A 12,862-nucleotide genomic window follows, 5' to 3' on the forward strand; every position below is an offset into this window, starting at 1 on the left:
TCCTGATTCGGTGGGTGTATTTATATTGTTGTCTCGACTGGACAGTCGTATGTCGGACTCGGAGCGATTGAACACAGTGACCGCAGACTCGGACCCGTTAATCGGTAGCTGGGCCTCTATTCCGCATCCGCTTACAGTCGAGATGGCTGCGAGCGCGGGCTACGACTTCGTCGTCATCGACGCGGAACACACGCCGATGTCGTTCGAAACGATGGGGGACATGCTACGCGGTGGCGACGGCGAAATTGAGACGCTGGTCCGTGTCCCGGACGACGACCCGACCACGCTAAAGCGGACCCTCGACCTCGCCCCGGACGGCATCCTAGTCCCGATGGTCGAGACGCCCGCCCAGGCCGAACGGATCGTCGAATCCAGTCGCTATCCCCCAGAAGGGGCCCGCGGAATCGGACCCGGACGATCGACAGGATATACGATGTCGCTGGGCGAGCATCTCGAAGCAGGCGACGACTCGTTCGTCAGGCACGTCCAGCTGGAGTCCCAGCGAGCGGTGGAAAACGCTGCTGATATCGCCGCGGTTGAGGGCATTGACGGCATCTTCATCGGACCGCTAGACCTCTCGCTGTCGATGGGCTGTTTCGGCCAGTGGGAGCACGAGGAGTTCCTCGATGCCATCGACTCCGTTCTCTCGGCCGCGCGGGCGGCCGGTGTCACGACCGGGACCCTGGCAACGAACGACACTGAACGGGAGCAGCGGCTGGACTGGGATGTCGACTACGTCGCATCCGGCGTCGATCTGATGCATCTGGCCAGCGGCACGACCGAGGCCCTAGAACACAGCCGCGAACTGATCGAGAAGAATCGGTAGCCCGTTCGATACGGCACCGCGTCAGGCCCTACAGGAGCATACTGATCCGGACCGACGACCCGGTTGCACTTACTCGACGCGGTGAGTCGGTTCGCGCCCCTCGATGATGGCCTCCAGGTCCGCGGCGACGATACGGGCGCCGTTGTACACCGCGTCGCGAGTCGAGCCGGCGGTGTGGGGCGAGAGCCACACGTTGTCGAGGTCGAGGAGCGGATGTCCCTCGGGGATCGGTTCCTCCTCGAAGACATCGAGCGCGGCCCCGCCGATAGATTCCGACTGGAGGGCCTCGACCAGCGCGTCCGTATCGACGAGGCCGCCTCGGGCCGTGTTGACGAGCAGGGCGTCCTCTCGCATCTGCTCGAACGCCGCCGCGTCGAGCATGTGGTGGGTGTCGTCAGTCAGGCGCGCGTGGATACTGACCACGTCGGCCTTCTGGAGGACTTCGTCCAAGTCTGCCGGCGTCGCGTCGTGTTCGCGCGTGGTCTCCTCGTCGACGTACGGGTCGTAGGCGAGAATCTCGGGGCCGAATCCGGTCCAGCGCTGGGCGACCTTCCGCCCGACGTTCCCGAATCCGACGACGCCAATGGTGAGGTTCGTCACGTCGCGCGGAAGCCCCTGCGGGTCGAACTCCAGGTCCCACTCGCCGCGCCCCGTCGTCTCGACGAAATGTGGTATTCGCCTGTGGACCGAGAGTGCGAACGAGACAGCGTAGTCCGCGACGGCGTCGGCGTTTCGGCCCGGTGCGTGGAGCACGGTTACGTCGTGTTCGTCGGCGGCCGCCGTGTCGACGTTCTCGGTGCCACCCCGAGCTGCTGCGACAACCTCAAGGTCCTCGCCCTGTTCGAACACTGCCCGAGAGACGGGGGCCTTGTGGACGACCAGGAACTCGATGCCGTCCAGGTTCTCCGCGATAGCGCTGGCATCGTAGTCACCGGGGCCGCGGGACTCCATGTCCATCGTCACGTCGCGGAACTCGGCGGCCGAGACATCGCCTTGCCACTCCATCTGCTCGAACTCCACGCCGTGTTCTGTGAGGTAGCCGGCGGATTCGTACATCGCCGCACTGGGTTGCTGTGGGTCGCCACAGAGGAGACAGCGTTTGCTCGCGTCAGTCATTCGTGTACGTCCTCTCGCGGTGGTCAATTAAACGTTTCCAGGTCGGTCGTATCGCCGACAGTGCGCTCTCGAAGGTTTCGCGCCGGTCGCTGTAGAGGGCCGCTGCGTCCGGATCCGGTTCGTGGTGCCGGGCCACCGAGACCATCCGGTCGACGGCATGCTCGTGGTCCGGGTGAACGTCGGCCGCGATAGCACCGCATATCGCTGCGCCGCGAGCGCCGGTCTCTTCCCCGGCGGGAACGAGCAGCGTGGTGTCGACTGCGGCGGCGAACACGTCGCTCCACACCTCGCTCCGGGCCCCGCCGCCGCCCAGTCGCACGTCGTCGACGTGGACATCCGGCGTCAGGTCCGCGAGGCCAGCGCTCTGGGCGATGGCGACGCCCTCGTACACGGACCGTAGCATGTCGGCCCGCGTGTGCTCGCTGGTCAGGCCGTAGAACCCGCCGCGGTCGTTCGGCTCGTCGGTCGACCCGTCCAGGTAGGGATGAAAGAGCAGGCCGGATGCACCCGCCGACACGTCCGCTGCAACGCGGTCGTATATCTCGTAGGGGCTTACGCCCTCGTCGCTCGCCTGCCTCTGCCAGTCGTGACCGAACTCCCGGACGAACCAGTCCAAGCAGGCGGCCGCCGAGCGGAGTCCCTTGTAGCGGATATAGCCGCCGTCGAGGTAGCGGCGCGTTAGGCCCAGTTCTTCGTCGGAAACCTTGTTCCCCTCCTCCGGCCAGGGGTCGTCCAGCACGACGATGCTCTGGCCCCACGTGCCGAGGATGAGGACAGCCTGTCCGGCCGCGTGGGCACCCGTCCCCAGCGCCGTCGCTCCCACATCGTGGAGTCCGGATGCGACGGGGGTTCCCTCGCTCAGTCCCGTCGCTTCCGCGGCAGCCCGGGTCACGGACCCGCACGTTTTCCAGCTCGGAACGACTTCGGGCAAGACATCTGGGGAAACATCCAGGTCGAGCGCCGCGAACACGCCGCGGTCGTACTCGTCGTCGCCGACACCGTAGAACACGCTCCCCTCCATCTCGTCGGTACAGACTCGGCCTGTGAGATTGAACTTGAGATAGTCCTTGCAGAACAGGGCGTGTTCGATCCGGTCGAGCGAAGCGGGTTCTTCGCGGGCGAGCCACCCCAGCAGGCTCAGGGGGTCCGCGGCGAAAGGAGCGTATCCGAGACGTTCGCGCATCCGGTCGGCGGTGCCGTCCCGCTCCCACTCCTCGGTGAGCCCGGCGGCGCGGCTGTCGGTCGATTTGATCCCAGGCCTGACCTGGGTCCCTGACTCATCTAGCAGATAGAGACCGTGGCCGTGGCCGGCGACGCCGACTGCTGTGATGTCTTTCGAGTCGACGGACTCGTGGTCGAGCGCCTCGCGGACCGCCTCGGTAGTGACTTCCCACAGGTCCGAGAGCTGGACTTCCCGGTGGTCCGGGGCGGGTCGTTCCGTCGGGGTCTCGCGGCTTCCGACCGCGACCTCTTCGCCCTCCGGGGTGAACAACGCAGCCTTGGTCGCCGTCAGTCCGGCGTCGATTCCGAGTATGAGCTCGCTCATCGAGACGCTCCGTGCGGAAAGAGGCTCTCCCCCGCGCTTCCGGCAGTCTCGGCCAGTTCGGCGTGCACAGTCGCGATCCGCTCCCGGACTGCGCGGCCGACGACCTGCGGGTTGAACCGGCTCTTGTCGGGGGCCCAGTCGGCGTCGGCGAAGAACGTCGCGCGGTCGTCGGCGATCCCCTCCGGCGGGATGATGGCGTCGGCGTTGTCGTGGTAGAACTCACAGGCCGTGCGGGCGTACTCGTACTGGTAGCGCGTGTTCGTGTTTAGCTTGCAGACGCCTGTTTCCATCAGCGCCGATACTTGCTCGGGGGTGAGGCCAGAGGAGCCGTGCACGACGAGGGGGACCTCGAAGCCGTGTTCGCGCAGGGCTGTGTGGATGTCGGCAGCGAGGTCGACGCGGAGGTCGAGGTCGACGCCGGCCGAGACACCGTGTTCGGTCCCGATGGAGACGGCGAGGAGGTCACAGCCGGTCCGGTCGACGAACTCGACGGCCTCCGCCGGGTCCGTGTAGAACGCCTCCTCGGTGGTCTCACCGCTTTCGGTCCCGGCGATGGTCCCGAGCTCCGCTTCGACGAGCAGGTCCTCATCGCGGTCGTCGATACGGTCGACCACCGCCGCCGTCCGTTCGACGTTCTCCTCGAAGGGGTACGCTGAGGCGTCTATCATCATCGAGGAGGGGTGGCCCGATTCGATGGCGGCGTCGATCAGTTCTTGGTCGTCGGCCGCGACGTGGTCGACGTTGAGAAAGACCCCCACGTCCAGTGATTCGCTCAACGTACGCACGTGTGCCTGCATGATTTCGAGCCCGGCTGCAACGTCGCCGTTACCCAGATACTCCGCAGTGTCACGTTTGATCTGGAGAACGATGTCGGATTCGGCTGCCACCGCTCCATCGAGTAGGCCCTGCATAATGTCGGGATGCGTCGTATTGCTCGCGACGAAACCGTAGCCGTCCCGAGCCGCCCGTTCATACACCTCACTGAGTTGGTTGCCCCGATAATACGGCATGAATGCCGTTTCTCCCAAAGGGACAATAAGGTTTGTCGGCTCGCTCGTTGGTCGGGGGGAGACAGTCGGCTGTCACAACAGTTGCTTTTCGCACAAAGGATTAATCTGTCCTCCTCGCAAGGAACTTGTATGGCCGTGGACTCAGACGCCGAGGCGCGCCTCGACGATGGCGAGCGAGGGAAATGGACGATGACTGACGAGGACGCGCGTCAATACGTCCGTGGCGCTGTGGACGCGACCGTTTCGCTCGTCGAGTCGACATTCGGCCCGGCCGGTATGGAGAAGCTCATCGTGACGGAGGACAAGCAGAACCGCAGAGAACGGGTCCGGGTCGGAGACGCCGGACGAATCTTCGACGCCATCGAGCGTATGGACGGCTTCGCTCACCCCGTTGCCGCTCTGTTCGTCGACGGCGCTGACGGCATGCAGAGCGGGTTACACGACGGCACGTCTACCGCGGTGTTACTGGCAGGTGCATTCCTGGACGAAGGGTTCGAACTCGTCGACCAGGGACTCGCACCGAGCAGCGTGGTCGTTGGGTACGGCATCGCTCGGGCTCGCGCTGGGGCGGTCCTCGACGACCTTGCCCGATCAGTCGAGCCGGACGACCAGGAGACGCTCGCGGATGTCGCCGCGACGACGATGACGACGAACCTCGAATCGGCGGTCAGGCAGGATCTTTCCCGACGGGTGGCGTCGACGGTCACGCAGCTTTCCGCCGGACGAGACGACGGCTGGATAAACACCGACCACGCGAAGATACTCTCCCAGCCCGGGGCCGAGAGCGAAGTCGTCGACGGGCTGGTGCTCTCTCGTCCCACAGACGCGGGACCGAACGGGTGGGGAATCGACGAATCCATCGATGACGCGACCATAGCGATCTTGGACCGGGAGATCGACTTCGAGGAGACGGCCAGCGTCCTCGACGGTGGCGAGGGCGTGACGTTGTCCTCTCCGGAAGCAGCAGACACGTACCGGGCCCAACTCTCAGACAGAATTGAATCGACTGCTGAGACCCTCGTCGCCCGCGGCGTTGATGTCCTCGTCTGCCTGGAGAAACTTGACGAATCAATCGTCAGACCATTTGAGGAGGCGGGAATCGCTGTCGTCGACAAGGCGACCTACCCCAAGGAAGACGTCTATCGGCTCGCGGAGGCCACCGACGGCACAGTCGTCTCTAACCTAAGCGAACTCACGGACGAGCGTCTCGGGCGGGCCGAACGGGTGGGCCAGCGGACGGTGGGCGAAGAAGTGTGGACTGCTTTCGAGGGCTGTCCGGGTCCGGTCCTCACGGTCGTCGCGAGCGCGTCGACGGCCGAGGAGGCGAGGCGGCGAGAGGAGGCGCTCGAAGACGCGATTGAGACCACGGCTATCGCATTAATGGACGGCCAGCTCTTGCCCGGAGCAGGTGCACCGGCCGCGGCTGTCGCGACCGAAATACGCGAACATGCGACGGAGGTGACTGGACGAGAGCAACTCGCAGTCGAGGCGTTTGCCGACGCACTCGACTCTATCCCTGCGACGCTCGCCCGGAACGCCGGCCACGACCCGGTGGCCGCAGTGGCGGCTCTGCGGACGGCACACGCCGCCGACGGTCGCTCTGCGGCGGGGATTGACCCGCAAACGGGCGACCCGGTCGATGCCTGGGACGCGGGCGTCGTCGAGCCTCGACGGGTGTTCTCACAGGCTATCGAGACTGCGGCCGCCATCGTTGAACAGTTGCTTACGATTGATACAGTACTGTATCCGAATGTAACGTTACCGGGCTACACGCCGCGGTCGGAACGTAACTAGGAAAACCTACGGGGGCACTATCAGGCGTTTCGTCCCTGGCCAGGTGGCGTTTCCTGACCCTGTGCCGTCGTTTCTTCCGGCTCCACGTCGTCGTCGCTGAGGTCCACTGCCTGTAGTCGGTCATCAATGCGAATTAGCTGCGTCGCGAGGTCCGTCGCGGCCGTGAGTATCGCTTTCTTGATCCTGACCGGTTCGACGATGGGATCGTCTCCCAGCACGTCCGCCGTCGTGCCGGCGAGTGCGTCTACCCCGACTGAATCTCGTCCTTCGGACCTGGCGACACGCAACTGGACGACTGTCCGTCCACCGTCGAGCCCCGCCGTCTTCGCGAGTGCGCGCGGGACTGTCATGAGCGCCGTTCCGAACGCCTCGGCGGAGAGCTGTTGACGCCCCGTCAGTGATCGAGCCTCCGCTTTGACTGCCTGTGACACTGTCGCCTCCACGGCACCGCCGCCTGGGATTACGCGACCGTCCCGGACGGCCGCTGCCGTCGCGGCGATGGCCGTCTCTACCGAGTGTTCGAACGCGGTGACTGTCCGCGGGTCGGGGGCCCGGCAGAAGAGGGTGTGTGCCGGTTCGCCCGCGTCCGATTTGATGACAGTCATGTCTCGGCCGGCCTTTCGCTGGACTGTGATAGCACCTCTGCCCAGTACCGACTCGGAGACCTGACCGAGCGTCGGGACGACAGTCGCACCTGTGGTCCGGGCGATTGCCCGGAGTTCGTCAGTATCGACGCGCTGGATGCCGAGTATTCCCTCGGCTGCCAACTGTGTCTGGACCCGTTCGTTTATCGCCCGTTCCGTGATTATCGCGCCACACCCGGCGTCGATAGCGGCCCGGAGTTGCTCGGTGAACGCCTCGGATTCGTACTCCGCGATCCCCTCTCTGTCCTCGAAGGAGTCGGCTTCGAAGACGACCCGACGGGAGACGTCACCGAGCTGGCTCCCCACATGTGGGACATCAACGCTGGAGGAGAGGACCGCGATGCCGTCGCGTTCCAGGGAACGGGGCATGGATTCGAGGATTGGGCCACGTTCAAGGACCACACCGTTGAGGAGCTCTGTCTCCGCGATTGCTCCGCCGGACCGTGAGACGACGCGGACGCTATCGCTCGCATCTGCTCCCACGTTCTCGACGACGTTCGCGACCTGTGCGGCAACGGACTGGCGGACCTGGGGGTCACGCGTCCCCGTGAGGGCAGTCTTTGCGACGGCTTCGGCTCCGAACGAAGAGAGCGGGTGCGCCGTGTGCTCGATAGCGTCGAGGGCACTGTCGAGTCCGTCCCGGTACCCCTGTTCTATTGCAGACGGATGGAGCCCCTGTTCGGCCAGTCCGTCCGCCTCATGGAGCAACGCACCAGCGAGCGTAACGACAGTCCCGGTTCCGTCACCGTATCGGTCTCCGAAGCCAGAGGCCGCAGTCTGGAGCAGCGTCATGGCCGGATCAGTGATGTCGAATCGTTCGAGTAACTCGGTCGAGGACGCGGTCGCGGTCACCGTTCCGTCCTGCTGTACCAGGAGCTTGTTCGCTCCGAACGGTCCGAGTGTTGTCTGGACGGTGTCGGCGACGGTACGCACGTTGGCGACGAGCTCATCGTTAGTCACAGTATGGCATGGTGCGTTTTGGAAACAAATAAATTGTCGCACGCCATTCCATTTTATTCTGACGTAACTATCTGAAATCAGGGGGCAGGTTTATATCTTCAGCCTGCTGATAACTGACTGGCATGTCACATAGTAACAAGCATGACGAACCGGAACCATCTCAGTCGACGGCTGATGACAGCGGTACATCACGTCGTGACTTCGTAAAGCTCACAGGTGCAGCGAGCGCCGGCGCTCTCGGTGGCCTCGCTGGATGCAGCGGTGACGGCGGTGACGGCGGCGGCGACGGCGGTGATGGCGGCGACGGCGGTGACGGTGGCGATGGCGGCGATGGCGGTGGCGACGGTGGCGGAAGCGAAACCGTCTCGGTGGAGTTCCTCTCGGCTAACGCTGCCGAAAACGGTGATATCCAGGACCACTTCAACTCCTCGATGGAGGACTTCGCCTCGAAGAACGACGGGTACGAGGTAGACCTCCAGACCGCATCCTATGGTGACATCTCGCAAGCGATGTCGTCCCGCGTCCAGAACGGTAACCCACCTGCGCTCGGAGAGTCCGGTGGTCTCGGTCTGCAGTTCTATCGGGAGGACCAGTTGGTCGACCACGCAACCTTCATGGAGGGAAGTGACTCCTTCCCCGACGGCCTGTCGCCCGCGGGCCAGCAGGTCGCCGAGTTCCGTGACGACTACTGGGCGGTGGGATCTATTCGCCACACGAACAGCAACCTCGGGATCCGGCCCAAGACATTCTCACAGGCTGGCGTCGAGAATCCGATGGAAGAACTGAAGACGTGGAGCCAGTTCTACGATGTCCTGCAGACGATCGACGAGGAACAGGACATCATCGCCTACGAGGAAACCGGCGTCCCGGGTGATCTTGAGTCGTACTGGGGCTACGCTCGGACGGCGTACGAGGACGGGACAGACCCGTGGATCCGCGGTGAGGGGACTGACCCAGATGTCGTCATCGCCAACGAGGACATGGAGGAAGACCGTCAGAAGACCGACGGGATGATCAAGGCCTGTGTCAACCTTGCAGATGAGTTCAGCAGCGACGAGGCCGCAACGCGTGGCGACGAGGACATCCCGTCGCTGATGCTCAGCGGCCGGGTCGCCTCGTTCACCTACGCACTACCGACGGCCAATCGCTGGTACTCCGTCAGCGAAGAGGCCCAGATCGGCTGGAACGACGGCGAGGGCGACTTTATGCTGTTACCCAACCCCCAGCTCGACGAGGAATTCGGCGAGGCTATCGGTATCGACGACCTCAGTGGCCATTCAGGTCAACACGGTGGTCACGTGTGGGGGCTCGAACAGGCCCACACCATCTTCCGGGACGCCGGGGACCAGCAACAGGAAGGCGCCTGGGCGCTCACGGAGTACCTGTGGGAAGACGAGGACTTCGTCCTCCCCGCGTGGGGCGAGCACTACGAGGCCGTTCCGGGCATGCAGTCGATGCTCGACCCAATGCTCGAGGAGTACGACCTCCCGCAGAACTTCCAGCAGTCGATCGAAAACCAGTCCGAGTATGGTGATCAGTACAGCAACACGGGCGGCCCCTGGGACGTGTGGCCGACCGATCCCATCCGCTGGACCGACATCAACGAGACGATCAGCCAGGCCATCGCCGGCCAACACAGCGCCGAGGAGACGCCCGGAATTGTCCGCGATCGCGTGCTCACTCGACTCGAAGAAGAGAACAATTAACGACGGCTAACTCCGGTCGAGTCGACTGCTACCGGCCGGATCGATCGCAACGCGGTTTATTTTTTGCCGACCCCGGTCGCTCTATTGACTGCCATTCCGTTGACCAGTGATGGCGCCGTCCCTTCAGTGTCTGACGGGGTTCCGATGGGCAAAGCTTTATTCTATCGGCATTGGTTCACATTATCATGGCACAGGAGCAGGCGCGCTCCCGGGAAGAGATCCGTGAACGGTATGGTCTCGACGAGGAGACGTTCATGGATCGACTTCGGGAGAATTGGGCTGGATACGTGTTCATCATACCGACGTTCATCGCGTTCACCGGCCTGTTTTACTATCCGATACTCCGGGGCGTAACGATGACGTTCACAGACACACGACTGGGTGAACCCGGCCAGTTCGTCGGGCTCGAAAACTATATCTGGGTAGTGACGAACGACCTGTTCGTCTACGCGTTCATCCTGACAATCGGGTTCGTCGTGGGAACGACATTCCTGCAACTGGGGCTTGGGTTGCTCGCTGCGTTACTGTTGAACGAACTACGTGACGTCGCCAAGGACTGGATTGGGGCCCTGATCATGTCGCCGTACTTCTCCGCCCCACTCGCCGGTGGTGTTGTCTGGATGTGGTTCCTGGACAACGACTTCGGCTTCGTGGTGAAAGCATTTGGCATCGTCGGGGTCGACCCGCCGTCGTTCCTCGCGACGGGGATGTGGCCGTTCATCTCGCTTATCGTCGCCCAGACCTGGCACGACTACGCCTACTCGGCGATTATCTACGCGGCCGCCATTGCGAGTATCCCGAAAGAACAGTACGAGGCCGCCGCACAGTCCGGCGCGAACCGGCTCCAGCGGTTCCGGGACGTGACGGTTCCGCGGCTCCTGATCCCGACAATCGTCATTCTCTCACTGCGGACGGCGTGGAACATCGCCGAGTTCTCACAGCCGTTCGCACTGACTGGCGGTGGTCCCGGGACGAGGACGATGATACTCAGCATCCTGACCTACCGCGTCGCGTTCGTCAACAACAACTTCGCCAGGGCATACACCATCGGCATGGCGATGGTCCTGCTGTCGATGACCGCGGCGGTCATCTACGTGAAAGCAATCGACGAAGAAGAGAACCTCTACGTGTAGTGATACAGTATGATCAATGAAAACAAACGCTCACGTGTACTCCTGTACGCCGGCATCATCGCGTTCGCACTGTTCGCCATCGTCCCGTATTACTGGGTGATTCGGACATCGATCCTGACCAATCTCGCAGCGATCAGCCAGGATACCGGGTTCATTCCCGCGATAGGCGAACTCACGCTTGACGCGTACACGCAGATCTGGAATCGGTTCGCGTTCGCGACGTACTTCCGGAACAGCATCATCGTCTCGGTCGCTGCGACGATCATCTCGCTGTTCTTCGCAATTCCCGGAGCCTACGCGTTCGCTCGACTGGATTTCCCGGGACGGCAGGCCCTGTTCTACACTGCCGTGTTCACGATCATGTTCCCGTGGATCGTCCTGACCATCCCGGTGTACGAGGTGTTCTACTTCCTCAGGCTGGTCAACACGCTCCCGGGCATCATCATCGCGCTGTCCATCTTCGTCCTGCCACAGAATATCTGGCTGCTCCAGGGGTTCTTCAGACAGGGGATACCCGAGAACATCGAGGAAGCCGCCCTCATCGACGGCCACAACGAACTCACGGCGTTCCTCAGGATCGTCTTGCCCCTGAGCCTGCCGGCGGTCGCGGCGGCGGCCCTGTTCGCCTTCCTCACCGCGTGGAACAACTTCCTCTGGGTGTTCGTGCTGACCACGGACGAGGCAACCAGGACCGCCACCGTCGCCATCTACTACATCCTCGGGAGCGACGTGCTCCGGGAGTGGAACGTGTTGATGGCGTCGCTCGTCCTGCTGGTCGCACCGCCTGTCGTCTTCTACGGCCTCTCGCGCCGGTACGTCGGCGCTGGGCTGGGAGGGTCACCGGGTGGGTAACTGGAGCAGGACTTCTGGATGATGCAGGGTGAAACGAGAGCCAATAAATAAACCGCGCGGTTACGAAATCAGATTAGGTGATACCATATGGCACGACTCGAACTCGACGAGGTAACAAAGGTGTTCGACACGAAAGCAGAGACGATTGTCGCGGTCGAAGAGCTCGATCTCGACATTGACGACGGCGAGTTCATCGTCGTCGTCGGCCCCTCGGGCTGTGGGAAATCGACGACGCTCCGCATGATCGCCGGGCTGGAGACGGTCACGGACGGCGAGATACGACTCGGTGGCGAGCGGATCAACGAGAAATCGCCGAAGGACAGAGACATCGCGATGGTGTTTCAGTCCTACGCCCTGTACCCGCACAAAACGGTCCACCAGAACATGGGGTACGGCCTCCATCTCAGTACGGATCTCGACGACGAAGAGATCGACAGACGCGTTCAGGAGGCCGCCGATATGATGGGGATCGCGGACTTGCTGGATAAAAAGCCCTCCTCACTGTCCGGTGGGCAACAGCAGCGTGTCGCTACTGGCCGCGCAATCGTCCGCGAGCCCTCGCTGTTCCTGTTCGATGAACCCCTGTCGAACCTGGACGCGAAACTTCGCAAGCACATGCGGACCGAAATCTCGCGGATCCACTCCGAGGTTGGCATCACGACGGTGTACGTCACCCACGACCAGGAGGAAGCGATGACAATGGCCGACCGCATCGTCATCCTCAACAGCGGGAAGCTGCAACAGATCGGGCCACCGAAGGAAGTGTACCACGAGCCGACGAACTACTTCGTCGCGGACTTCATCGGGTCGCCGTCGATGAACTTCCTCGATGTCGAACTGGAACGGAATCCCGACGGGTCCGGCACGATCACGAGCGAGGACTTCAGTTACGATGTCAGCAGTCGGCTGCTTGAGCCGATCGACGCCTCGACATCGGACCTGATATTCGGCATTCGTCCGGAAGATGTCCGCATCGACCCGCAGGCACCACCCGAAAAGACCGTCGAGCTCACCGTCGACGTGGTCGAAATCGTCGGTTCGGACAACTTCATCTATCTCGACCTGGCCGGCAAGGAGTTCCGTGTCCGGACGGAATCCGAGGTGGAACCGGCAGAGGGTGATGTCGTCAGCGTCACGTTCGATGAGGACGACATCCACCTCTTCGACAGCCATACTGAGGAGGCACTTGTCCACGGGTATTCCGACTCGAGCGTCACACCACAGGTCGAAAAGTCCGATTCAACGGCGGACTGACCGGCGCGAACCCAGACCTGC

At 63.0% G+C, this 12,862-nt stretch carries 10 protein-coding genes; 6 read left to right on the top strand and 4 right to left on the bottom strand.

Going from position 1 to position 12,862, the window contains the following annotated elements:
• The first annotated feature begins 49 nt into the window (after positions 1-49).
• Positions 50-826, top strand: a complete 777-nt coding sequence (locus Harman_RS11905) for an HpcH/HpaI aldolase family protein (RefSeq protein WP_137684016.1) — start codon at positions 50-52, stop codon at positions 824-826.
• 69 nt (positions 827-895) lie between these two features.
• Here Harman_RS11905 and Harman_RS11910 read toward each other — a convergent pair whose 3' ends face one another.
• From Harman_RS11910 to fba, 3 genes are read right to left on the bottom strand one after another with little or no spacing between them, the layout of a single operon-like run.
• Positions 896-1,942: an NAD(P)-dependent oxidoreductase gene (locus Harman_RS11910; RefSeq protein WP_235007197.1), complete on the bottom strand. Its 1,047-nt coding sequence runs from the start codon at positions 1,940-1,942 to the stop codon at positions 896-898.
• A complete protein-coding gene (locus Harman_RS11915) occupies positions 1,935-3,488 on the bottom strand; it encodes an FGGY-family carbohydrate kinase (protein ID WP_137684017.1) in 1,554 nt (517 codons plus the stop codon). The genes Harman_RS11910 and Harman_RS11915 overlap by 8 nt, the downstream gene beginning before the upstream one ends.
• Complete coding sequence (gene fba / locus Harman_RS11920) at positions 3,485-4,498, bottom strand: class II fructose-bisphosphate aldolase (RefSeq protein ID WP_137684018.1); 1,014 nt, start codon at positions 4,496-4,498, stop codon at positions 3,485-3,487. Before fba ends, Harman_RS11915 begins: the two co-directional genes overlap by 4 nt.
• Before the next feature lie 129 nt (positions 4,499-4,627).
• Between fba and Harman_RS11925 the strand changes: the two genes are divergently transcribed.
• Entirely contained in the window at positions 4,628-6,292 is a 1,665-nt protein-coding gene (locus tag Harman_RS11925; RefSeq protein ID WP_160140687.1) for a TCP-1/cpn60 chaperonin family protein, read from the top strand.
• A 20-nt stretch (positions 6,293-6,312) separates the two neighbouring features.
• Here Harman_RS11925 and Harman_RS11930 read toward each other — a convergent pair whose 3' ends face one another.
• Positions 6,313-7,896, bottom strand: coding sequence for a TCP-1/cpn60 chaperonin family protein (locus Harman_RS11930; RefSeq protein ID WP_137684020.1), 1,584 nt, complete (start codon positions 7,894-7,896; stop codon positions 6,313-6,315).
• A gap of 122 nt (positions 7,897-8,018) precedes the next feature.
• Here Harman_RS11930 and Harman_RS11935 point away from each other — a divergent pair, with 122 nt between their 5' ends.
• The 4 genes from Harman_RS11935 (at position 8,019) to Harman_RS11950 (ending at position 12,841) form a co-directional block, all read left to right on the top strand.
• Positions 8,019-9,602, top strand: coding sequence for an ABC transporter substrate-binding protein (locus Harman_RS11935; RefSeq protein ID WP_137684021.1), 1,584 nt, complete (start codon positions 8,019-8,021; stop codon positions 9,600-9,602).
• A 185-nt stretch (positions 9,603-9,787) separates the two neighbouring features.
• Positions 9,788-10,735 (top strand): carbohydrate ABC transporter permease, encoded by a 948-nt coding sequence (locus Harman_RS11940; protein ID WP_200830884.1) that lies wholly within the window; start codon positions 9,788-9,790, stop codon positions 10,733-10,735.
• Positions 10,736-10,744: 9 nt separating this feature from the next.
• Positions 10,745-11,587, top strand: a complete 843-nt coding sequence (locus Harman_RS11945; RefSeq protein ID WP_137684022.1) for a carbohydrate ABC transporter permease — start codon at positions 10,745-10,747, stop codon at positions 11,585-11,587.
• Positions 11,588-11,674: 87 nt separating this feature from the next.
• Positions 11,675-12,841, top strand: coding sequence for an ABC transporter ATP-binding protein (locus tag Harman_RS11950; RefSeq protein WP_137684023.1), 1,167 nt, complete (start codon positions 11,675-11,677; stop codon positions 12,839-12,841).
• Positions 12,842-12,862: the final 21 nt, after the last annotated feature.

The sequence above is a fragment of the Haloarcula mannanilytica genome, assembly GCF_005406125.1.
GTDB lineage: Archaea > Halobacteriota > Halobacteria > Halobacteriales > Haloarculaceae > Haloarcula > Haloarcula mannanilytica.